We start from the raw sequence: 22,583 nt of genomic DNA, 5'->3' as shown, positions 1-22,583 counted from the left end.
ATGGGACGGCCAGCAGGGGCAAGAGTTCGTGGGAGCCGACCACGGACGTCGTTTTCTGAACGGAGCCAGAACGCGTGGGCAGCGAGGCGGGTGAAAGTGTAAACATGTAACCGAGCGGCACATTCACTGCCACCGAGTGACGCCGAATGGTATTGGCGACACAAAAAAAAGGGCTAGCCGAAGCTAACCCTTTGATTCTTTCATTGGTGCCGGTGAGAGGAGTCGAACCCCCGACCTTCGCATTACGAATGCGCTGCTCTACCTACTGAGCTACACCGGCATCAAGCGGCACATTATCAGATCTCACCGACGCGGACTCAAGGCCCGCACCGGCGAAACGTGCCGCGTCATCCGCATCCGCAAATGATAGGCACGACGGTTACAGACCGGCCGTGGGGGAACCGGTTGTGCCCGTTGTGCTCGTCGAGGTACGAGACGTCTGTGTCTCGCTGCTGTGGGTGCTCTGCTCTTTGACCTGAGCTGCGAACTCCTCACCTTTTGCAGAGACTCTTTGGTAGCCCTCCTCCGCCTTATGACGAAGCCGATCGGTCATGCGGTCACTGACTTCTCCAAGCGCTTCGTCTTCCCGCCGGGTTGGCGGCACCGAAGCTGCGAGCAGTGCGCCAAGCGCAATGCCGATAGCACCCAGCGCTAGCGGCTGCTCCTGGAGCAGGTGGTTGAAACCACCTCGCGCCCGATCCGCGCCGCCACGCAGCCGCTCGGACGTATGCCGACCAGAGTCGCTCGCACGAGTGCGGGCGTTGCCAAGCGATTCGGTAACGCTGTGGCTCAACTGGCTGGCTTTCTCTTTGAGACCGGCGCCTTGCTGCTTGAGGCCTGCCGTCTTCGCAGACAGCTTCTCGCCCATCGAAGGCCCGCTCGATGCGCTGCCATAGCTCGTAGTAGTTACATTCGAATGCGGTTGGCGATTCTGCCCGGCCATCATCCAAAGCAAACCAATGGACGTCAGCACCGTCGGCACCGGGTTGGCCTTGACGGTATTGCTGAGGTTGGAGAAAAACTCGCCACCCCCGCCCTTTACGTAGCCCAGCGCCGTGTCGATTAGCTCGCCTGGAGAGAGCTTGTTCTCTAACGCATGAACGATGTCGCCAATTTCGGCGCGCTTCTGATCAATCTCCCGCTCCAGCTCTGCGGGATCCTTTTGCGCTTCGGCATCAATCTGATTACGTGTGCTCATGATGTGTGCCCCCTGACGGCTTCTTTATCCTTGTTGACCGAGTGAATGGTGCGCTCAGGCTTGAACGAGGACGCCTCGAACTTTTTCTTCCCAGCGGACACCATGATCAAGCCGATCACCACGACAACACCGCCCACAATCAGCGCGGCGAGCCAAGGCTCCATGACTTTGCTCAAGCCATAAACGGCCGACAACAACAGAACGATGAAGCCACCGAGCAACACGGCACCGCCAGTGGCGACACTAGCAGCGCCCGCCTTGGTGGCGCGGATGGACTCGCTCAGCTCAGCTTTAGCCAGCGCCAGCTCTTTAGTCACAAGAGACGGCACCTCCTGGGTCAACTGCCGCAGCAGCCCACCAACCGATGTGTCGTTTTCAGCGCGCATGCCAGGTTCTGGCGTGTCCAGTGGGGTTGAAGTCGTGGTTGTCTTACGTACTTCGCTCATGGAAATAGCCCTCCGTCAGTACCTTTGCCGTCTCGGCTGGAAGTGGAGCCAAGCCCGGAGCCAGAAGTGGAGCCCGGACCGCTGCCACCTGTTCCGACGCCCGTGCCGGTGGTGTTACCCAGCCCCGAACCCACACCGGTTCCAGAACCTGTACCGACCCCGCCGCTAGTGCTGGTGGTGCCGCTCGTCGAGGTCGTCGAGCGTGTGGTGCCGGGAGTAGACGAAACGCCAGCATTGCTGACACTGCCAACTGTTCCGGGCTCGCCGGTGTTCAAGCGGTCGTTGAGTTCGGCCTGCCCGGTGATGCGCTCGCTATGCGAGCCGTGTTGGCTGCCAGATGAGGAAAAAGCGCTGGAGGTATCGTGATGCCCGTAGTCGCCTTGAGCAGCACGCTTGCTGGAGGCGCGGGCGAACCGAGTCAGCCCGAACCCTAGCGCGACGCTGCCGGCAATGAAGAGGCCCGGGTTGTCACGCGCGATTCGATTCACGTCCTGAAACAGCTCATCTACGCTCTTGCCGCGCAGATCATCAGAGAGCTTGACCATGCTTTGAGCCATGGTGGAGACGTAGCTGGACAAACCCAGGCGATCCTCACCTTCCAGCTCGTGAGCGGCTGCCTCGGCACTTCGAGCGACTCTCTCGAGCTCGTCGGCTGCCGTTTCACGATAGCCTTCGAGCTGGCTCTTGCCTTGCGTTTTCACTTGGTCTGCAGCTTGCCGGGCTTTGGCTTTAGCGTCTTCAGTGGCATGCCCCGCCGTCGAATTGCTGTTCGGTTGGCCGGTTGTAGAACCTGAAGTTGCAGAGGAGGAATTGGGGCCGGTCTTGGGTTGGCCACCGTAACCAGTGATTTCTTCGTCGGGTGTAGTCATTTGATTCACCTTTTATATGGCTTGGCCGGAAGACCACGGTCCGTAGGAACACAGCAACAGCGGTGAACCGCGAACTGTGTAATTTCGGTGCGCACATATAAGGTGACCGGGTGGTCTTTTCAGAGTTCCGTCGGGTTTGCTCCGCCATATAGCGCTTTCAAACAAGAACTACTGAATGACCAACAAATATTAACGATCGCTTGGCTTACTGGCGATTTGCCTCGAATTTGGACGTAACCCGCCGCACCTCTGCGGTTAAGCGGAACGGCGATAAGCAACTTAGGTTTTATCTGACCAAGAGATTTTTAATGCGGGCGCCATGGCGTGCTGAATATATTAAGCAGCATCGAATTATGGCGACCTGCGGTAACCCACGCGGCCCAACGTGGGCTATCCCGATCGGTAGCTGAATGGGCCTAAGCAGGTGCTGTCATCACTGGTTGACGGGGTGAGCCGCGCCACTGGAAAGCCTCTCGGCTCGCTTGGCCAGCAGCCAGTTTTTTGTGGGTGTCACGATCCGCTCTTGGAACATCACACTCAGCCAAACGGTCAAAGCCACCAGTACCGGATAGTAGATCAGGTTGATTTCGTATCCCTTGGCTGCTTCCACACAGGCGGTTGCATCCGTTAGGCAAAGCCCGAAGTCGATCGCGGTGAGCATTTCCAGACGCCGGAACAGAATGAACAGTGGCAGGTGGAGCGCAAAGATGGACAGCGAAGCGGCACCTAGGCGCTCGCCCAACCTCAGCCAAAACCGGCTTTTGGGTTTCCAGGAACCGGAACAGACGATCAGCAGCATCAACGCAACAGGAAGCAGCCCCCCGTTGCGTAAGAGCGGGAACCAAAACAGTCCGCCGTATAGATTGATATAGGCCGCGGCGACGAGTATCAGACCGGCCAAAACGGCCAAGCCGGTTTTAAACCCAGCACTCAACTCGATACCTTGCTCGCGGTATTGCTTGAATAACAGATACGTCACGACCCCTGCCAGGAACGTGGGCAGCTGCAGGGGTGGCATGCGGTGCAACAACCCCATCGGAACATCTTCGAAGTAACTGGACGTGGCAATGACATATAACGCTGGCAATGAGGCCAGCACGATCAGAGCAATCAATACCGTCCACTTGTGTTTAACCTTAACCAGCACCGGCGCAAACAACGGAAACATCAGATAAAAGAAGAACAGCGCCGATATGGACCAGGCCGGACCATTGTAGGTGACGAACAGCGGATTCCATGCTTGTAAAAGGGTGATATTCAACAAGCCGTTCATCCATACCTCGAAGGTATTCATTGAATATTCGAGCCGCTCTGGATCGACGCGCTCCAACAAATCGTTGACCCGATAGGCCGTTGCCAGGCTGGTGTTGTTATCAATCAGACTGGTACAGGCCACAAGCGCGATGGCAAATAGCATCGTAAACACGTGGATCGGGTAAAGATTGGCGAACCGTTTATAAAGAAACGAGCGCGAAGGTTCACGCATGCGCCCATCTACGAGGTAAACATGCGTGAGCAGGAACCCGGACAACGCGAAGAAAGCGGTAGTGGAAAAGAAGCCCAGCTCAATCAATGGCTGGATTATCGGAAGGTCAGCGTACGCTGGATAAAATGGCAACGTGTGATAGACCAGCAGAAACATCGCCAGGCCGAACCTCAACCACTCTAAGCCAAAAAATTTTTGACGCTCCATCAGACTCGCCTGTCGATTAATACAAGACCATGCACACCCTTTCTCATGGCCTATCGAAACAGTCTTGCGTGTTTTCTCAGTAGCAAGACCAAGCCCTGCAGCGCGGCCTAAGCGGGCTCACGTTGTGCCGAGATTGCTTGCAATGAATCACCGCCTGCTGCGATGTGCTGTATGCGTTTGTACTGAGCGTAAAGCAGCATGTTTTTCAGCGACAGCGCCACCGCAGTCGCGAAACATGCGCCGTTCACTCCATACCTCGGAATGAGCACCAGATTAAGGACAACGTTAAGTACGGCGGCCGCCATGTTGTTGTACATGTACTGACGATGATTGCCGGTCATCGTCATGAAGATGCAAAGCGGGCCGGCCGCCAATACAAAGAAGTAACCCGTGGCCAATACCAACAAGGGAAAGGCGCCCTTCTCACGGTACTGTTCGCCAAACACCATGAGGATGTAGTCATGCAACAGGAACATGCCTGCGAGAATCAAAACCGCCAGCCCTAGCATTACCTTCGAGTACTTATTGACGATGTCGAACGCGCCAGCATAGTCCCCGCCGGACCAGCGCCTGGAGATACCCGGGGCGATGGTCCCGTTGATGATGAACAACAAGGTGGTGGATAACGCGGTAAGCTTGGCCGCGATGTAATAAATGCTGACTTCGCTCGCCGAACGCATCAGGCCCAACAACACGGTATCGGATAGCTCGATCACACTGTTCGCAACGGCGATAAGCATCAGGGGAAGGCATAGAACGAGCATCTCTTTCCAACCGATCGCCGTGCCACCCGAGGCTCGCGGCATACTCAACCGTGCGCGGGTCACCGAACCGATCATGCCTAGCACGTAGCTGACGGCAAAACAGGCGACCACGGTGTGCAGCTCATTGCCTGTGAACCACACCAGTATCAACGTCAACCCAGGCTGAAACCCTGTCTGCCAGAACAGGCCTTCGCTGGTTCGTTCCTTCGCCTTGAGGGTTTCGCTGGATATATGCGTGAGGGAAATGCAGAGCGCCGCCGTGGCAAAGAACACCGCCGAGAGCAGGAAGTGCGACTCGGTGGTTTTGGAGAAATAAACCACAACCAGGCCGATCAGAATCGCGGGGATGTTGGCGAGAAAAGCGAGCGTCAGCGACCTGTCAAAATAGCTGCGCTGCCGATCGTCTTGCAGTGACGCAATATTTTTAAGGCACGCAACATCCAGCCCTAATCTGGAGATCAGCGATACGAACGTGCCCAAGGCAATACAGAAAAACACCGTGCCCGCGAGGTCAGGCACCAGTATCCGCGCCAGCAGAATATTCAGCCCGAGCATTGCGCCCGAGCCACTGCCCTTGGTGATGATCAGTCGACCATAGCGAGCCAATTCGCCTTTCATTGCTGACTCCAGCGGGCGTCCGTTGCGTCTACCAACTTCATGGTTTCTCCTGATACCAAAAGGCGATTACCGGCATTTGTCATCAATGGTTTAGCACCCCAAAAAGAGTGCCTCAAACTATGAAAGTTCCCCGCGGAAGGCTTTACAACGGGACTCGCCGGGCTATTCAAAGCCATACATGACCGCTTCGCCCCCCGCCATCTCACGGATGACGAGGGCTACAGCATTTCGACGGCAAAAAAAAACGCCCCGAACCAGTCGGGGCGTTTTCATTGTCCTGCCGGGTCGCCCCGAGCAGGAGTTTCACATCGGTGTTCCGCTTACATCGGGCCGATGGTGCTGCAAGTTTTCTTCGTTGCTGCGTGCTTTTGCAGAACCGGGAGTTGCGGACGAGCCTTGTTGGTCGATACGTCCAGCGCCATGTGGTTGTCACCCCACCATGGACCCGCCGCCCAGTAGCTGCTCGGGATGCAGTTCTGCTGCAGGTAAGCCAGGAGCTTGTCCGTTGCGACTACAGCCGACGGGGAGAAGTCCGAAATACCGTGCTCACCGAGGTAGCCACGCAGGTTGTGCTTCTTCAGCCACTCGACCCACGGCTTGACGCGATTCACACCGATCATTGGATCGAAGGTTTCAGCCCGGTTGGTGTAGGTGCCCGAGTGATCCTTGTCGAGGTACTGGTGCGCCTCGAATACCAGGTTGTTCTTCGGATCACGCATCCACGGATCGCTAATCAGCTGGGTGTTGAACTGCTCCCAGAAGAAGGCGTTCGAGAAGCGGTCGCCGGCAACCATGATCCACTTCGACGAATCGACGGTACGAATCGCTTTAGCAGCTTCAAGGGCAGTCGTTGGCCACAAGCCGTTGCCAGTGTTATAGGGCTCGTTCATCAGACCGTAGCCGTAGAGCGCCGGGTGCTTCGACACTTCCTGTGCCAGACGACGCCAGGTGGCGGAGAACTGAGCGCGTGGAACCTCAGGCGAGTTGATGAGCTTGCCGTAGTAGCGGTAGTAGTTGTGCATATCAAGGATGACCTTGATGCCATGCTTACTGGCGAAATCAAGGGACTGCTTGATGCGCGCCAGTTCCGCTGCGTTCAGCTCGGTGCCCAGCTTCGGCTGGATACGTTCCCAGAGGAAGCCCAGGCGAACCAGCTTGAAACCAAGCTCGCTGTGACGCTTGTAGTACGACTCGTCAGCATAGGTGTAGTTCTTGTTGAACAAGCCAGGCACGTTCGACGGATCGAATACACCCGAACCAAAGTTCACACCAACCAGATCGATACCGCTGCCGTCACTGACCACCGGAACGGTGGGCGCTGGAGCCGGGGTGGGTGTCGGAGCAGGCGCAACGGTCGCAGGAGGCGTCGTGCCGCCAGTGCTTGCGGAAACCACACTGATGGTTTTCGGGTAACCAACGGCGCTGCCGGACAGGGTGGAACCGCTCAGCATGACCGAGAGGTGATCGCCTACATCGTAGACAGCCGTGACCTTGCGTACCTGACCGTCGGCCAGCTTGACCGAAGCACCGGTGACGAACGCCGACTTGTTGGAGGTCGTGTCGGGGATCGAGAAGCCAGCGCCTTTACGGTAGATGCCGTTTTCCCAATCTGAGCTGGTGAAGTTGTTCATGCCAGCGGTGTAGGTGCTGCTCGGCGCAGACGGTGCGGGGGCAGGTGCCGGTGCAACGGTCGCCGGAGGCGTCGTCGTGCCGGTGCTCGACGCAACGCTAACAGTGTTCGGGTAACCCACGGCCGCACCGGACAGCGCAGCGCCACCCATCATGACGGACAGATTCGCGCCTACGTCGTAGACAGCGGTGATCGCACGGACTTGGCCGTTGGCCAGCTTAACCGAGGCACCCTTTACAAACGCAGCCTTGTTGGCAGCGGTATCAGGGATCGAGAAACCGGGCGACTTGCGATAGATACCCTTGTCCCAGTCGGCGCTGGTGAAGTCATTCAGTTTCACCGAGACGCTGCCGGTCGGCGCTGGCTGCGCAGGGGCAGTCGCCGCTGGGGCGTCGGAGGAACTGGCAACAGTGCTGATAGTACGAGGTGCGCCGACTTTATTACCGTCGAGCAGACCACCGTCAACGTAGATGCTGAGGTTCTTACCCACTACGTAAACGCGGGTGATCTTGCGGACCTGGCCGTCAGCAAATTTGATCTGTACGCCGGGTTTGAAAGCAGCAATCGCGCCGGAGCTTGCCGGAACGGACAGGGCTGCAGTCCGACGCCATACACCGTTCAGAAAATCGGTGCTGTTGAATTTATTGATTGATGAAGTAAAAGCGGCCGTAGACGACGCACTTACGGTAATGGCAGCAGCCACTTCACCAGTGAAAGCGACTGCGCTGAATACAGCAGCAAGAGCGATGGAGCGAACAAGTGCCTTAGGGGCACCAGTAAATACATTGGTAGACATTCAGTCTCTCCGGAACTTAATACTTCTAAAGGACGAGCCTTTAAAAAAGTGGCGGGAGTTTTAATTAAGTCGTACAGGCGCTTACTGGGCAGATGTCTCACTACGCGCAACCGGACGAACCGCGTTACAAAGGACGCCGGATCACCTGGGGTGAAACCCGGCAATCCGTTGCGTGGCGCCTTTATAATAGGTTTGCTTTTCGATTCAAAATTTATTTGACGGCTTTAGATCGCCAATTAGCCGCCACAAATTTGACCAGCCATTAATGCGCTATTAGAAGGTGGCTTATAGCTATTACCCTCGATAGCGTCTCAACCGCTTTAAACCGTTCCGGTATGGACTTATCGCCGTCATTTTTTTGAACCAGCGGCTTCAAAGGATGCGTATCACGCTATGGCAAAAACCGACGGACGGTTACAGCAAGACCACCGCATTTCCGGTCGGCTTATAAGAGGAGGAAGCAGCGCTTCCCCCTTGGTTATTCCTTATCAAGCCCAACGAGCGAACCGGAGCACCCAATGACGCAGCAAAAATTCAAGGTTGGCGATCACGTCCGCTGGAATTCAGAGGCCGGCCATGTGACGGGCCGAATCACAAAAGTCCATACGCAAGACACGGACTACAAAGGGCACACACGACGTGCGAGCCCGGACGAACCGCAATATGAGATCAAGAGTGACAAGACGGATCACGTGGCGATGCACAAAGGCAGCGCGCTGAGCCGGATCGAATGACTACGCGACAGCCGCGAACGATCTGGACGGTTGGCCATTCCACGCGATCAGCCGACACGTTCATTGCTTTGCTCAAGCACTACGGAATAGAGGCCGTGGCCGACGTCCGCCGGTTTCCCGGTTCACGGCGGTTGCCTCAGTTCATGTCGGCAAACCTGGAAGCAGCCCTTGCCGAGCACGGGATCGGCTATGAGTGGATCGAAGAACTGGGCGGACGACGGCGCGCTCCGCCAGGGCCGAACAACAACGCCTGGCGCAACACGTCATTTCGCGGATATGCCACGCATGTGGCAAGCGACGAGTTTGCGCAGGGCTTGCAACGGCTGCTTTCGCTCGCCACTAAGCAACCCACCGCGATGATGTGCGCGGAAGTGCTTTGGTGGCGATGCCATCGCTCGATGGTGTCGGATGTGCTGAAGCTGCGCGGCGTCGAGGTGCTACACATCCAGGACGAGCAGCGCCTGACAGAACATCCCTACACCTCGCCTGCTCGACTGGACGAGGGTGAGCTGACCTATGGCGAGAATGTTGGAGTCCCGCTGAAAACTACCGCACCCGGCGGTAGCTGATACCTCTGCAGCGCATGAAAGCAGTCTGAAGAGGTAATAACGCTGAGAATGAAGGAATAAAAGCCACACTTCGGCTCCAGACCTACGGGCTACCGCGTCCAGAACGTCACGCGGTGGCACGTAAAGCCGACCCATTTAGCGAGTTATCACCCGAACTATTCCGATTTAGTGACTTCCTATAGCGGAACGATCAAGCCAAGCGCCGCGATGCGACGCGCGATAACCAGTCGATGGATCACATCTCTGCACGGAGTGCACACCCTTGTTATAGGGCCTATAAAAAGGAGCACTCGTTGCAAAGTTTTAATCTTGCCGACAAGTTTGTTGCTGCCAGAACGCGGCTGACTGGCGGGGCCTCGGCCAAGGTTTTCTCCGGGATGGCGACCCTGGCCGTCGGCAATGGATTGGCCAGAATCGTCGGGTTGGCAGCCATTCCTATCCTTACCCGGATATACAGCCCCGAGCACTTCGGCGTGTTGTCAGTTTTCTCCGCCCTGCTGTTGCTCCTCACGCCACTGATGACCCTGCGATACGAGCTCGCCGTCCCCCTCCCCCGCAGGGACAGCACAGCCATGACGATGGTTGGTTTGTCAGCTTGCCTACTGCTTGTCATGACCCTGACAGCGGGCATCTTTTTATGGACGGCCGGCCCTACCCTGCTGGCGGTGACGTCGCTGGAGGTCCTCATTCCCTACCGTTGGGTATTGCTGGTCGCACTGTTCAGTGCAGGTCTGTATGAAGTGCTATTGATCTGGGCAGTGCGCAGGCGCGCGTACCCCGCCATCGCGCGTACGCAACTTCAACAAAGTGCTGTCGGTTCGATTACAAAGATTGCGTTGGGGTTACTTGGCGTGAAGCCGCTCGGGCTTCTGGGTGGCCAGGTGTTGGGTGCTGGCGCGGGGACAATAACGCTGGTGCGAATGTTCAGGGCTGATGTGGCTCGCTACCGGCGCCACGTAACGCTGAGCCGCATAGGGTTCATGCTGCGGTATTACCGAAGCTTTCCGGCTTATCGCTTGCCATCGCAGCTGCTTCAAATCTTTTCCAGCCAGGCGCCTCTGCTGCTGGCTGCGGCCATTTACGACGCGCGGACCTCCGGACAACTGGGGTTGGCCATGATGACCCTGGCGCTGCCAATGAACCTGCTAGGGCATTCGACCAGCAAGGCCTATTACGCCGAAATCGCCTCGATCGGTCGAAAGCATCCGGCGGACATTCGCAATGTCACTCACTCGGTGATCAAGAGGCTACTGCTGCTGGCGCTCGCTCCCGCCGTTTTGCTTCTGATCTACGGTGAACGCCTGTTTGTGTTCGCGTTCGGCGCTGAATGGTCAGCAGCTGGTGAGATGGCGTCGATTCTGGCGATCTATCTGCTGTTCCAGTTCATGCATGCGCCAGCGTCTCACCTGTTATCAGTATTCGACGGCCAACGCCTGCTTCTCATGCTGAACGTACAGCGCGCGGTACTGACGCTCGCCTGCTTCGCGGCTGGGCATTGGCTCGACTTACCCATCAATTCGGTCTTGATGGTTTACGCGATAACGCTCTCGGTGCATTACCTGTTCAGCCTGCTGATGACGCTACGGGTAATTCCTCGCTGACGGGGCGCTCGCCCTCTTTTCACTCTGCCGCCGCCCTCCGTGGCCACGCGGCAATGGATGGTCAGGGCTCGCGCTTAAGGGCGTTCCAACCGCCGATACGCCGTCCTCCGGAAAACGCATTGCGTGACAGGTAATAAAAGAACAATGGAATGCCCACGGCGTAGCGTTTGAATAGCCGGCGCGGCTCGATCAGCATGCGGAAGGCCCACTCCAGCCCGAGCCGACGGAACACCATGGGCGCACGCGGGAAGCGTTGCGCCGAGAAATCCAGGATGGCTCCGCCACAAATCAGCAACGCGCGGGAGTCCATCGCTTTCTGAAGATGCAGAGCCACATGCTCCTGCTTAGGCATTCCCATCGCCAGCACCACGATCGGGAAACGACCCGGAACATGGTGCTCCCGGTAAAACGCCAGATAGTCCTCCGAACGCTTGAACCCGTCGATTGCGTAGAAACGGCGGTTCCCGAAGAGCTTACGGGCGCCATCGCTCAACCAAGGCTCGCGAGTACCCATTGCAAACAGCTCATAGCGGTCTTCGGATTCACCCACAAGCTCGTCGATCAGCTCGGGGATAAAGTCCGAACCGTTGAGGTTCGCCTTCGGATTGAGCCCGTTGAACAGGCAGGCCATCTTGATGCCGATGCCGTCACGTAGCAGGTAGTTGACCTGAAGAAAGCTCTCCAGCACTGAAGAATGCCGTTGCGCGATGTTGTAACCGTGCTGATTGAGAAAGCCGAGGATCGTCGGGGACTCGCGCTTTTTAAGCTCGGCGATGAAGGGGCCGGTATCCGATTCGTCCAGCAGTTTCAGCTTCCCTATCAAAGGATCCATCCTTTTAGCGAGGGGATTTTTCATAAATAGATTCTCTGTCAGTCAATCGTATGAAGGTTATTAAGGTCTCGCTGCGGCAAGCAGATGGACGTGCGCCGCTTTAGAAGATTCGGTTGAAAAAACTGAACAATGTTTGCTTATGCCGGACAAACGAAACAGCCGCTTGCAGGGCATTTTCCAGAAGAGCAGAAAGAGGTAACAAGATGTTAAGGACACGTAGCACTTCGACACGATCAAAAGGAATACTCCTCGGACTCGCACTTGTACTCGGGAGTGCCGCTAGCCACGCAGAAAAGATTGATCTGATCGGGTTGAACATTGGCGGGGCCGCATTCTCTGGCAATGTCATCCCCGGAAAATATAAAACAAATTATTTCTTCCCGGCTCCTGGCTACTTTTCGACCTGGCAAGACAGGGGCATCAAGACCATTCGCTTCCCCATCATGTGGGAGCGTTTGCAACGAGAGCTGAATGGTGAACTGGATGAAGACTACGCACGGTTGATTGAGCAGACATTTCAGCAGGCTGCTGATCACGACATGCGCGTCATCCTCGATATCCACAACTATGCCCGCTACCAGAAACAGCTTATTGGAACTGATGCGGTGCCTATTTCCGCGTATGAGAACTTGCTGGAACGGATTGCCAAACGCTGGAAAGACCAGCCAGGCCTGTACGCATACGACATCATGAACGAGCCACATGGCGCCGATGAATATTGGCCCGCTGCGGCCCAGGCCGGCATCGACGCCATCAGAAAACATGACAAGCAGCGTCCCCTGCTGATTGAGGGTAACTTCTGGTCCAGCAGTTATCGTTGGCCGAAATTCAATGATCCGCTGCTCCAACTGAACGATCCCTCCGACAAAATAATATTTTCGGCTCATCTATATATAGATAAGCACGGGAGCGGACATTACAAAGAACCGCTGGCTAAAGACTTCGATCCCATGCTCGGCGTCAAGCGGGTCAAGCCGTTTGTTGACTGGCTGATCAAGCATGACAAACAAGGTCACATCGGTGAGTTCGGTATTCCCGCTGATGACCCACGCTATATGGAAGCGATGGATAACCTGTTGGCCTATTTGCAAGAGCACTGCATTCCCATGACGTACTGGGCTGCGGGCTCCTCCTGGGGCAAATACAAATTGTCCATCGAGCCCAAGGACGGAAAAGACCGTCCACAGTGGGAGGTTCTCAGCAAGTACGTTGGTCAGGGCAACTGCAACCGTATCGGACCAAACCTTTAATCACTGCGGTTACGTGGTTGGCTGCACCCTGGGTGCAGCCAACATCTACCCTTTGGACGAGGGTGCCAAGGCCACCCACTTGCCCAGAATCGACTTGACCTTGCCGATCAGCTTGGCTTTCAGACTGTGAGACTTGCGCAGCGCATTGGCCTTGAGGTTATAAACCTGGCCAGGCACGTACATCTCGTTGGTCTCGATGCAGTACACCGGTTTACCGCTGAGCTTCATGATTTCGACCGCCTGTTTGACTTCACTCTCGACAAACAGTCGCGTCAGAGGTTGTTTGGCATACACCTCCGCTTTGAATTTATGATGGATGTTCAGCCGGCGACGTTCTTCGGCCGTCGGCAGGTCGAGCATGTGCAGGGTGCCGTACTGGACGCCGTTGCGCTGAAGCCAATCTTCTGTTTCGGCGCGGTATTTTTCCAGGCGACTGGTCACCAGATGCGCCACCTTGACCGACGGGATGAACAACGGGCGCGTACAGCTGAGAAAGTCCCGATAGTTGGGGCCGTCATCGTTCTCCTCGATAGTCGGATCGAGACAGAGCACACCGTCGATGTCCAGGCAGGCCTGAGCCAAAAACGGATGGTGCATGACGTTCCATTCGAATACGCGGGGCTGCTCAACCAGCTCGAGATACATGTCGACGTGATGCCGATTATGCCGTTCAGCAAACACCGCCATCGTGACGACATTGCCGCCATAGGTCGCACGGACCTGCTCTTCAGCAGCCCGCATCGACTTGGCCGAAGAAATGCTGTCGTCCACCAGCAAGATCTTTTTCGCATCCAGCGGTTTGACCAATTCTTCGTGCTTGTAGGTGCGGGTATTACCTTTTTTCAACTCATCGTTGCGCAGGAACGAATAGAGGTCCGTCAGCGGCAGGTTCTGTTTCAAGGCGATGATGCTGGCCACCAGCATCCCGCTTCGCGGAATACCGACCACAAGATCAATATCATTCGGCACCTTGCCAGCACACTCCGTGCTCAGCCGCGATAGATCACTCAGACTCCGGTAATTCATCGACACTCTCCTGCGCCCTGTTCTTTTTCTTTGATAGTCCAGCCCGGATCGGAAAAACTACTCCGTCTCTCAACGCCCCAATGAGGAGCGTAGTTGCTTGGTGTGCGTGTGCACGTAATGAAGCATGTAGAGCGCAAACGCGTTGGGTTTAGAAAACTTCAGAAACCGCTTTCTGATATCCATGTCTTCACGAATCGCTTCGAAACGCCGCTTGTGCGACACGCCGGTGGTATCGAAGATGCACAATGGAAATGACAGCTGCAGCACTTCGCTCTGAAGATCGAGCCCTTGCAGGAATTCAAGTAACAGGCAGTAGTCCGCGGACAGTTTGTAATCCAGCCTGAACTCGAACTGACGCAGCCGCTCATTCTCGAAGTACATGGTTTGATGGCTAGCCGGCAAACCCAGAGGCGCACGCTCGATAGGCCGAGCGCTGGTCAGTTTTAGCGTCCCGTCGGCCTGCTGGCGGTAGAAGTCGCCGTATACAAACTTGGGCTTTCCAGCCGTCTTCGATAATTCATCGCTGATGCGACCCAATACGGATGCATCAGCAAGCGAATCACCGCTGTTGAGAAACAAGGTATAACCGGGTGTCTCGACTGCGCGTAGACGACCCTTGTTCATGGCATCGTAGATACCCTTATCAGGCTCTATCGTTATCTCAGCTTGCGTGTCGTCAAGACTTTTCAGCCACTCGCCACTGCCGTCCTTCGACGCGCCATCGATAACGATCCATCGGAAGTTCCGGTAGGTCTGTTTGACCAGGCTCCGATAAGTCTCCTTCAGGCCGTCAAGATTATTCCAGTTTATAGTTACGATACTGAAATTGACCATAATTCACCTGTTCGAGATTTGCGGTAAGAGGAGTATCAGCTGTTTGCAACTTGGCGTAGTAAAGGAAGAACGCCGCAGCCATGCCATAAACGTCACCGGAGAAAGTGAGTGCGTTGGAAAGTGCAAAGTTCAGCATGCTGACCACAAAGGACAGCTGTAGCGCCGCCAGTAGACTGCCCTTCGCCGAGCACTGACGCATGATCCAGATAAATCCGCCATAGAAAATGAGAGCTATGACGGGCGTCAGGAATCCATAGCGATAATAAACACCGAAGATCCCGACATCGGCGAGGTAGAAGTGCGAGTTATAAATTCGCGAGAACCCGCCGTTCCATTGCAGGGACAACGCGCCCATGCCGAAATAGTTGTTGGCGCTGATGGCATCCAGAATGATCGAGACGGTCCTGTCTCGCACACTTGGCCCGGACGTAGCATCGAACAGCAACGCATCGAATCGCGCGTATTGCTCGTGATAGAACTCAGGCACAAGCAGATAGGACACGGTTAGGAGCGCCAGTCCGAGCACGCTCAGCTTCATCAGCGAGTCGATGCGCTTGCGGAAAATCCATACCCCAGCCAGCGCCCAGACGAGCATCGTTTGTCGCGTCTGCATCACCAGCCACAAATAGGCCACGAAATAGAGAAGGATCGCCAGCCGCGCAAGCGTGACCCGGTCCTTCATGCTGTACATGACCATAAAGGCTGCGATCGTGACGAAGGGTGAACCGATCCGGAATCGGTTCGGCCGCAACAGGTCTTCGTACTGCGTCCAATCGTCTACGGTGAACGAAGCCACCTTGTTCTGCGGGATGATGCCCAAGTAGTAGGCGAAGCCCAGGGTTGCGCAGAACAGTGCGACGTAAAGGAAATATCTCCCCAACTCTTCCTGTGTAGGCGCGGCCTTGAGCAGGAGGAACAGCGTCGGGAAGAACACCAGGTACTGAAAGAACCGGCGCTCTTCGAGCAAGCCATACGGCAATGGCTGGGAAAAATTCAGGTTGGCCAGTACGGCCGAAATGACCGGCAACAGGCAGCCCATGAAGATGATCCACAGGCTAGTCTTGGATTGATATACCCACTTCCATGCGATGAACAGGCAGGCCGTCGCTGCCACAACCAGCAGCAGAAAAAGCTCCTGGAAATACGGAATCCCTGCCCGCTTGTCATCCGTCAGGAAAAAGCAGGTGGAGTTCAGCAGCAGCAGCATGAACAGCAGATTCTTGTACGCCAGAACTTTCCTTAACAAGCGCTATCCCCAATATCCAATTGACGTGGCGAAACATAGAACCGAGCGGCCCGGCCCGGTGGCCTAAAGACAAAGGCTGAACGTGGCCAGGAAACAGGTGCCATGGATGGACAACAGCAGCGCCGAAAAGGTCCGCCTGTGTTTAATCCACCCATGTCCGGCACCGCCGCCCTCCTGCCTTCGCGCGGCGCCCGTCGAGATCGGTCAGTGACGGGCCTGGTGCTGGTTCTCGACGAACCAGCGATACGCATCGCGCAAACCATCTTCCAGGCTGATGGTGGATTGCCAGCCCAACGCCTTGAGACGCGAGACGTCCATCAACTTACGCGGCGTCCCATCCGGCTTGCTGCTATCGAACAGCAGCTGGCCCTGGTACTCGGTGACGCGCGCAATGGTTTCGGCCAGCTCGCGGATGCTGCAATCGACCCCCGTACCAACGTTGATATGCGAGAGCATTGGCTGGGTGTGCGCCTGGTAGGTCGCGTCATCCAGTTCCATCACGTGCACGCTGGCGGCGGCCATGTCATCGACGTGGAGGAATTCGCGCTGCGGCTTGCCGCTGCCCCAGATCACCACCTCGTCGTCGCCTCGCTGAGTCGCTTCGTGGAACCGCTTGAGCAATGCCGGCACCACGTGGCTGTTTTCCGGATGGAAGTTGTCATTAGGGCCGTAGAGGTTGGTCGGCATGACGCTGCGATAGTCCCGGCCATACTGGCGGTTGTAGCTTTCGCAGAGCTTAATCCCGGCAATCTTGGCCACCGCGTACGGCTCGTTGGTCGGTTCGAGCACACCGGTCACCAGCGCTTCTTCCTTCATCGGCTGCTCGGCGAATTTTGGATAGATGCACGAGGAGCCGAGGAACAGCAGCTTGTTGACGTCGTTGCAGTGCGCCGCGTGAATGATGTTCGCCTCTACCATTAGGTTCTGATAGATGAACTCGGCCGGGTAGGTATTGTTGGCATGGATCCCACCCACCTTGGCGGACGCCATGTAGACCTGGTCAATCTTGTTCTCGGCAAAAAACGCGTTGACCGCCGCTTGATCTACCAGGTCCAGCTCTTCACGCCCACGGGTAATGAGGTTGTTGTATCCCAGCGCCTTCAGCCGGCGGACGATAGCCGAGCCCACCATGCCGCGATGCCCCGCCACAAAGATACGTGCGTCACGATTCATATTCAGTTCTCCACACTCACTGGAATTTCGAAGCCGTGCTCTTTGAGCAAGGCGTGGCGCTGGGCGACTTTCAAGTCCTCACGAACCATCTCGGCGCACATTTCCTGGACGGTAATCTCCGGCGTCCAGCCCAGCTTGTTCTTGGCGTTGCTAGGGTCGCCGAGCAGGGTTTCTACTTCCGCCGGGCGGAAGTAACGTGGATCGATCTGCACGACCACATCCCCGACGTTCAGCGCGGGCGCCTTGTCTCCGTCGATGCTGGCCACAATGCCGCGTTCGTCGACTCCGCTTCCTTCGAAGCGAAGTTCGACTCCCAGTTCAGCCGCGGACCATTTGATGAACTCACGCACCGAGTACTGCACACCTGTAGCGATAACGAAGTCTTCCGCCTTGTCCTGCTGCAGCATCATCCACTGCATGCGCACGTAGTCCTTGGCATGCCCCCAATCGCGCAACGCATCCAGGTTACCCATGTGCAGGCACTTCTCCAGCCCCTGCGCGATATTCGCCAGGCCGCGGGTGATCTTGCGCGTCACGAAGGTCTCACCGCGACGCGGTGATTCGTGGTTGAAGAGAATGCCGTTGCAGGCGTACATGCCATACGCCTCACGGTAGTTGACCGTGATCCAGTAGGCGTACAGCTTGGCCACTGCGTAGGGCGAGCGCGGGTAGAACGGCGTGGTCTCCTTCTGCGGGATTTCCTGTACCAGGCCGTAGAGCTCTGACGTAGAGGCCTGGTAGAAGCGCGTCTTTTTTTCCAGCCCTAGCAAACGGATCGCCTCAAGGATGCGCAAGGCGCCCATGCCATCAACGTCAGCGGTGTACTCCGGCGACTCGAAACTCACTGCGACGTGGGATTGCGCACCCAGGTTGTAGACCTCGTCGGGCTGCACCTCCTGGATGATGCGGGTCAGGTTCGAGGAATCCGTGAGGTCGCCGTAGTGCAGAACGAAGTTCTTATCTTCGACGTGGTGATCCTGATAGATGTGGTCGACCCGCTGAGTGTTGAACAACGAAGCACGGCGTTTGATGCCATGGACCTCGTAGCCCTTCTCCAGCAGGAACTCGGCAAGATAGGAACCGTCCTGGCCAGTAATTCCCGTGATCAGCGCGCGTTTCTTTTCCATTTCAGAGTACCTGTAGGTTCCAGATGACAAAGGAGGTTTGGGTCAGTGCGGCGCAAGCAGCATTGACGCAGAGCACCCGTTCAGGCGCTCTGTAGAGCTGTTCGAATGGATTGTTGGCAGTCGAGGTTAACGAGGCGTTACCGCCCTGCCCGTCACGGACGAACGGGCCGTTCATGCAAGCATTTCCTCGTACAGCGCCTGGTACTGCCGAGCAATGACAGGGCTATCGAAAGTACTGGTGATCTTGTCCCGGGCGTTCAGGGCAAGCTGCAGGTAGTCCGCCTCACCCGTCACCCACTCGACACCCTCGGCAAGGCCGCTCGCCTCGAACGGTGCCGCCTTATAGCCGTCGTGCTTATGGGTCACGATGTCCTTCGGGCCGGTGGCATCGAAACACACCACGGGGGTGCCACACCCCATGGCCTCGGCCAGCGTCTTGCCGAACGCTTCCATCAGGCTCGGCGCGATGAAGACATCGGCGGCCGAATACAGCAGGCGCAGCGAGATGCTGTCATGCAGATAGCCGAAGGAGGTGTAGTCGAAGCCCAGGCCGTCGGCGATGGATTGGTCCAGCTTGCCGAAGAAGCACAGGTGATACTTCGCCGGATCGAGGTGCTTGAGCATCTCGAGGTATTTGCTGAAGCCCTTGTAGGTGTCCTTGGCGCTGGTGCAGCCGGTGAGGATGATCTTCTTCTCAGTGTTCAACCCCAGCAGTTGCCGGGCCAAAGGCTTGTCCAACGGGAAAAACTCGCTGGCATCGACATTGTTGTGAATGGTGCGCACGTCGTAATCACGAAACAGCAGACTCTGCTTCGCCTGCTCTGTGACCCAGTCGCTGATGCCGATCATCTTCATCGACTTGGGCAGATACTTGCGCTTTCGGTTGAGCACAAAGCGCGACAGGTCCCGGTCGGATGTGCTGCCGAGCTGATCGCAGCTGCCACAACCCGTCGTGAACTTCTCGCAGCCCATGGCGTAGTGACAACCACCGGTCATTGGCCACATGTCACGCATGGTCCAGACCACCGGCTTGCTTAGCTTGGCCAGGTGTTTCATGTCGACGAAGCCACCATTAACCCAGTGCAGGTGCACCACGTCGGCCTCGCGGCACTCGGCGCTATCGGTAAAATCAGCGCCCATTACCCCGGCACTGAACATGCCCGATTGGCGCCCGCGGTATACGCTGGCAAAGGCCTGATCGGCCTGGCTCCGGGCAATACTGATGATCTTGTCTTTCTTGCTGCGACTGACGGACACCACCGAGGTATCGCCGTGCGTGACCTGGCTGTTGGTGTAGACGAGAGAGTCGACTCCCAGCGAGCGCAGCCCCTGGTGCAGCCAGTACGCGCCGCGCGCGGCGCCACCGGTCAATTCACCCGCGACCAAATGTAAAACCTTCATATCAATCGAAACTCCCTACCGAATGCTGGGCTTTCGGCGGCTGAGCCGCGTACCACCTGCGCGACGCGATCAACACAATCACCATCAGCGACGAGTAAATAACGATGCTGGCGACGGCAAACGCCTGCACCGTGGCCAGTGCATTGCCGATCCACAGCGCACCACCGAATAGCGAAAGCACTCGCAAGCTGGTGCTGAACACCTCGAACAGAAGAAAACGGCCCTGCAGCGACAACGCCGGGACTGCCACCACGCAAGGACGAGAGACGAAGATCACGTACTCGGCCAGCGCCAGCCAACGTGCGTACTCACCCGCAACATGCCATTGCTCACCGAACACCAGGGCAAACAGCCAAGGACCGAACACCGCCACCAGCGCGAACGGCACCAGGCCCACCAAACCCAGCGCGGCGGTCGCCTTGAGCAACATGGTCGTAACCGGCTCGCGGTCGTGTATGGCCCGGCTGATACGCGGGTAATAGACGTCAGCCACTGACTTGCCAATCAGGTTGGTTGGCATGGTCAGTGCCTGTTTGCACAGGGCAAAGAACCCCGCGGCAGCTGGACCGAAATAGGCAGCGAGTACCAACGTCGGCAAATGTTGCGATACCGCGTTGATCAACATCACCGGTGCACGGAACTTAGGGAAGTCGCTATGGCGGCGAGCCAGCTCGAGCATGCGCGTTTCGCCCGGCTCCTCAGCGTCGCCGTCATTGTCGCGGTGAGGCTTGGCACGCAGCATCGCCAGGCCCAACATCGCGGCGTGCAACGCCTGCTGAAGCGCAGTCGTACAGACCAGCACCAGCGCCGACGACTGCACCAGACCGGCGACGGTCCGCATCGTGTTGAACAGCAGTGAGTTACCGACGGCCACGCTGGCCGTGATGCGGAAACGCTGGGTGCGAAACAGCCATTGCTGAGAGATCTCCAAGGCCGCCCCGCAGAACATCACGAAGGGGATGAGCATCAGGTACGGCTGGATGATCTCGATTTCCAGTGCAGCCGCCAACTGATCGCCGAACGACAGCAGTGTCAGCGCAACAGCGGTTGCAAGCGTGAGTGCCGTCGCCAGCGCCAGCCGCACGATTCCTCGCGCATCGCTGTCGCGCTTGGGAAGCACGATGGCGATGGGATAGGTCAGTGCGGCGACCGGGATCAGCATCATGGTCACACTGAGAAACGTGCCCAGCACCCCATAGGCTTCCGGCCCGTAGATGCGCGTGATCACCGGCATGAACGCCAAGGTGATTGCCTGCGCACCGGCCGTGCCGGTGACTACCGTCAGGATGTTGCGCAGCAACTTGCTCCGCATACTTCCCCGCAGCAGCGCGGCCAGTCTCTCCCGGAACGGAGAAGACGCGCGCTGCACGCTGGGCTGGTCGATGACGCTCACTCGCTGCCCCTCGCTCAGGCCTGGATCGGCTGGCGACCGATGCCGTAGTAGCTAAAGCCTTCACGCTTGACCTGTTCGCGGTCGTACTGATTACGGCCGTCAATGATCAGCGGCGTGTTCAACAGGCGCTTCAAGGCACGGAAATCCGGGCGACGGAACGGCTTCCATTCGGTAACCAGGAACAGCGCGTCGGCGTCGATGGCGGCCTCGTACTGCCCCTCGACGATCTGCAGACGACCGTCCGTGAACCAGGCCTCCGGAAACTCGCGGCGCGCCGTTTCGCGGGCCACCGGATCGAACGCGCGAACTTTCGCACCGGCGTTGATCAGGCTGTTGATCAGCACCACGCTGGGAGCTTCGCGCATGTCGTCCGTGCCGGGCTTGAAGGCCAGGCCCCAGACCGCAAAGGTACGGCCGCTCAGATCACCATTGAAGTGAGCTGAAATCTTGTTGAACAGCGAGTGCTTCTGCTGATCGTTGCGGGCCTCGACGGCCTGCAGCAGCTTGGGTTCGAAGTCGTTCTGGTGGGCGATATTGATCAGCGCCTTGACGTCCTTCGGGAAGCAGGAGCCGCCATACCCACAACCCGCGTAGATGAAGTGATAGCCGATCCGCTCATCCGAGCCGATGCCCAGGCGCACGTTTTCAACGTCTACATCGAGCCGCTCGCACAGGCTGGCGATCTCGTTCATAAAGGAAATCTTGGTCGCCAGCATGGCGTTGGCTGCGTACTTGGTCATTTCCGCATCGCGGATGCCCATGAACATGGTGCGCGGACGGTTACGGATAAAGGGCGCGTACAGCGCACTCATGACCTGACGGGCATGCTCGTTGTCCGCACCAATGACGATACGGTCCGGGTGCATGAAGTCGTTGACCGCCGCACCTTCCTTGAGAAATTCAGGGTTAGATACCACCGAAAATTCGATGTCGGCACCACGTGCCTCAAGACGCTCGGCTACCGCAGCGCGAACCAGATCCGCAGTACCGACCGGCACCGTTGACTTGTTCACGACGATGGCCGGCCCGGTCAGGGTGTCACCGATCTGGCGAGCCACTTCCAGCACGTAGCGAAGATCTGCCGAACCGTCTTCGCCGGGCGGGGTTCCGACCGCGATGAAGAAGACTTCAGACTGCTCGGCGGCCTCGGCCAGCGAAGTGGTGAACAGCAGACGCCCGGACGCATGGTTCTCCGTGACGATTTCTTCAAGGCCCGGCTCGTAGATCGGCAGAACGCCCTGCTTGAGGTTCTCGATCTTGGACTTGTCTACGTCGACGCAGTAGACCGTGTTGCCCATTTCCGCGATACAGGCACCGGTAACCAGCCCAACGTAGCCGCTTCCAACGACGGTGATGTTCATAGCAGGATCCTCGATTCAGACA

At 57.2% G+C, this 22,583-nt stretch carries 20 protein-coding genes and 1 tRNA gene; 4 read left to right on the top strand and 17 right to left on the bottom strand.

Going from position 1 to position 22,583, the window contains the following annotated elements; genetic code table 11:
• Positions 1-204: 204 nt before the first annotated feature.
• The 7 genes from K4O48_RS06105 to K4O48_RS06075 all read right to left on the bottom strand — a co-directional run bounded on the left by K4O48_RS06105 (position 205) and on the right by K4O48_RS06075 (position 8,014).
• A tRNA-Thr gene (locus K4O48_RS06105) sits at positions 205-280 on the bottom strand.
• A 99-nt stretch (positions 281-379) separates the two neighbouring features.
• Positions 380-1,198, bottom strand: coding sequence for a DUF3618 domain-containing protein (locus K4O48_RS06100; protein WP_222911172.1), 819 nt, complete (start codon positions 1,196-1,198; stop codon positions 380-382).
• Positions 1,195-1,644, bottom strand: a complete 450-nt coding sequence (locus K4O48_RS06095; protein WP_222911171.1) for a phage holin family protein — start codon at positions 1,642-1,644, stop codon at positions 1,195-1,197. Before K4O48_RS06095 ends, K4O48_RS06100 begins: the two co-directional genes overlap by 4 nt.
• Positions 1,641-2,513, bottom strand: a complete 873-nt coding sequence (locus tag K4O48_RS06090; protein WP_260523703.1) for a hypothetical protein — start codon at positions 2,511-2,513, stop codon at positions 1,641-1,643. The genes K4O48_RS06095 and K4O48_RS06090 overlap by 4 nt, the downstream gene beginning before the upstream one ends.
• A gap of 433 nt (positions 2,514-2,946) precedes the next feature.
• Positions 2,947-4,206, bottom strand: a complete 1,260-nt coding sequence (locus tag K4O48_RS06085; protein ID WP_222911170.1) for an acyltransferase — start codon at positions 4,204-4,206, stop codon at positions 2,947-2,949.
• Positions 4,207-4,313: 107 nt separating this feature from the next.
• Positions 4,314-5,588 (bottom strand): lipopolysaccharide biosynthesis protein, encoded by a 1,275-nt coding sequence (locus K4O48_RS06080; RefSeq protein WP_260523702.1) that lies wholly within the window; start codon positions 5,586-5,588, stop codon positions 4,314-4,316.
• 320 nt (positions 5,589-5,908) lie between these two features.
• The gene (locus K4O48_RS06075; RefSeq protein WP_222911169.1) at positions 5,909-8,014 is read right to left on the bottom strand and encodes a glycoside hydrolase family 5 protein; all 2,106 of its coding nucleotides are present in this window, start codon (positions 8,012-8,014) and stop codon (positions 5,909-5,911) included.
• A gap of 518 nt (positions 8,015-8,532) precedes the next feature.
• Between K4O48_RS06075 and K4O48_RS06070 the strand changes: the two genes are divergently transcribed.
• The 3 genes from K4O48_RS06070 (at position 8,533) to K4O48_RS06060 (ending at position 10,918) form a co-directional block, all read left to right on the top strand.
• Complete coding sequence (locus K4O48_RS06070) at positions 8,533-8,748, top strand: DUF2945 domain-containing protein (protein WP_222911168.1); 216 nt, start codon at positions 8,533-8,535, stop codon at positions 8,746-8,748.
• Complete coding sequence (locus K4O48_RS06065) at positions 8,745-9,317, top strand: DUF488 family protein (RefSeq protein WP_222911167.1); 573 nt, start codon at positions 8,745-8,747, stop codon at positions 9,315-9,317. Before K4O48_RS06070 ends, K4O48_RS06065 begins: the two co-directional genes overlap by 4 nt.
• Before the next feature lie 293 nt (positions 9,318-9,610).
• Complete coding sequence (locus tag K4O48_RS06060; protein WP_222911166.1) at positions 9,611-10,918, top strand: lipopolysaccharide biosynthesis protein; 1,308 nt, start codon at positions 9,611-9,613, stop codon at positions 10,916-10,918.
• Positions 10,919-10,979: 61 nt separating this feature from the next.
• On the opposite strand, the gene K4O48_RS06055 is transcribed toward K4O48_RS06060, so the two are convergent.
• Positions 10,980-11,750: a WecB/TagA/CpsF family glycosyltransferase gene (locus K4O48_RS06055; RefSeq protein ID WP_222912004.1), complete on the bottom strand. Its 771-nt coding sequence runs from the start codon at positions 11,748-11,750 to the stop codon at positions 10,980-10,982.
• Between the two features lie 113 nt (positions 11,751-11,863).
• On the opposite strand from K4O48_RS06055, the gene K4O48_RS06050 reads away from it, so the two are divergent.
• Positions 11,864-13,000 (top strand): glycoside hydrolase family 5 protein, encoded by a 1,137-nt coding sequence (locus K4O48_RS06050; RefSeq protein WP_260523701.1) that lies wholly within the window; start codon positions 11,864-11,866, stop codon positions 12,998-13,000.
• A 45-nt stretch (positions 13,001-13,045) separates the two neighbouring features.
• Here the strand turns inward: K4O48_RS06050 and K4O48_RS06045 are convergent, their stop codons facing one another.
• From K4O48_RS06045 to K4O48_RS06005, 9 genes are all read right to left on the bottom strand, one after another.
• Positions 13,046-14,026, bottom strand: a complete 981-nt coding sequence (locus tag K4O48_RS06045) for a phosphoribosyltransferase family protein (protein WP_222911165.1) — start codon at positions 14,024-14,026, stop codon at positions 13,046-13,048.
• A gap of 69 nt (positions 14,027-14,095) precedes the next feature.
• Positions 14,096-14,860, bottom strand: coding sequence for a glycosyltransferase (locus K4O48_RS06040; RefSeq protein WP_222911164.1), 765 nt, complete (start codon positions 14,858-14,860; stop codon positions 14,096-14,098).
• Entirely contained in the window at positions 14,823-16,067 is a 1,245-nt protein-coding gene (locus tag K4O48_RS06035; RefSeq protein ID WP_222911163.1) for a hypothetical protein, read from the bottom strand. Before K4O48_RS06035 ends, K4O48_RS06040 begins: the two co-directional genes overlap by 38 nt.
• Before the next feature lie 243 nt (positions 16,068-16,310).
• The gene (locus tag K4O48_RS06030; protein WP_222911162.1) at positions 16,311-17,279 is read right to left on the bottom strand and encodes a GDP-L-fucose synthase; all 969 of its coding nucleotides are present in this window, start codon (positions 17,277-17,279) and stop codon (positions 16,311-16,313) included.
• 2 nt (positions 17,280-17,281) lie between these two features.
• Positions 17,282-18,406 carry a GDP-mannose 4,6-dehydratase gene (gene gmd / locus K4O48_RS06025; protein ID WP_222911161.1) on the bottom strand — a complete coding sequence of 375 codons (1,125 nt, stop codon included), beginning with the start codon at positions 18,404-18,406 and terminating at the stop codon, positions 17,282-17,284.
• Position 18,407: 1 nt separating this feature from the next.
• Positions 18,408-18,581, bottom strand: coding sequence for a hypothetical protein (locus K4O48_RS06020; RefSeq protein ID WP_222911160.1), 174 nt, complete (start codon positions 18,579-18,581; stop codon positions 18,408-18,410).
• Positions 18,578-19,807 carry a glycosyltransferase family 4 protein gene (locus tag K4O48_RS06015; protein ID WP_222911159.1) on the bottom strand — a complete coding sequence of 410 codons (1,230 nt, stop codon included), beginning with the start codon at positions 19,805-19,807 and terminating at the stop codon, positions 18,578-18,580. Before K4O48_RS06015 ends, K4O48_RS06020 begins: the two co-directional genes overlap by 4 nt.
• Position 19,808: 1 nt before the next feature.
• A complete protein-coding gene (locus K4O48_RS06010) occupies positions 19,809-21,200 on the bottom strand; it encodes a lipopolysaccharide biosynthesis protein (protein ID WP_222911158.1) in 1,392 nt (463 codons plus the stop codon).
• 14 nt (positions 21,201-21,214) lie between these two features.
• The gene (locus K4O48_RS06005) at positions 21,215-22,561 is read right to left on the bottom strand and encodes a UDP-glucose dehydrogenase family protein (protein WP_222911157.1); all 1,347 of its coding nucleotides are present in this window, start codon (positions 22,559-22,561) and stop codon (positions 21,215-21,217) included.
• Between the last annotated feature and the right edge of the window lie 22 nt (positions 22,562-22,583).

It is taken from the genome of Pseudomonas sp. DNDY-54 (genome assembly GCF_019880365.1).
Lineage (GTDB): Bacteria > Pseudomonadota > Gammaproteobacteria > Pseudomonadales > Pseudomonadaceae > Stutzerimonas > Stutzerimonas stutzeri_P.
The sequence above is the reverse complement of the archived record's forward strand: the minus strand, read 5'-3'. Positions and strand labels throughout refer to the sequence as shown.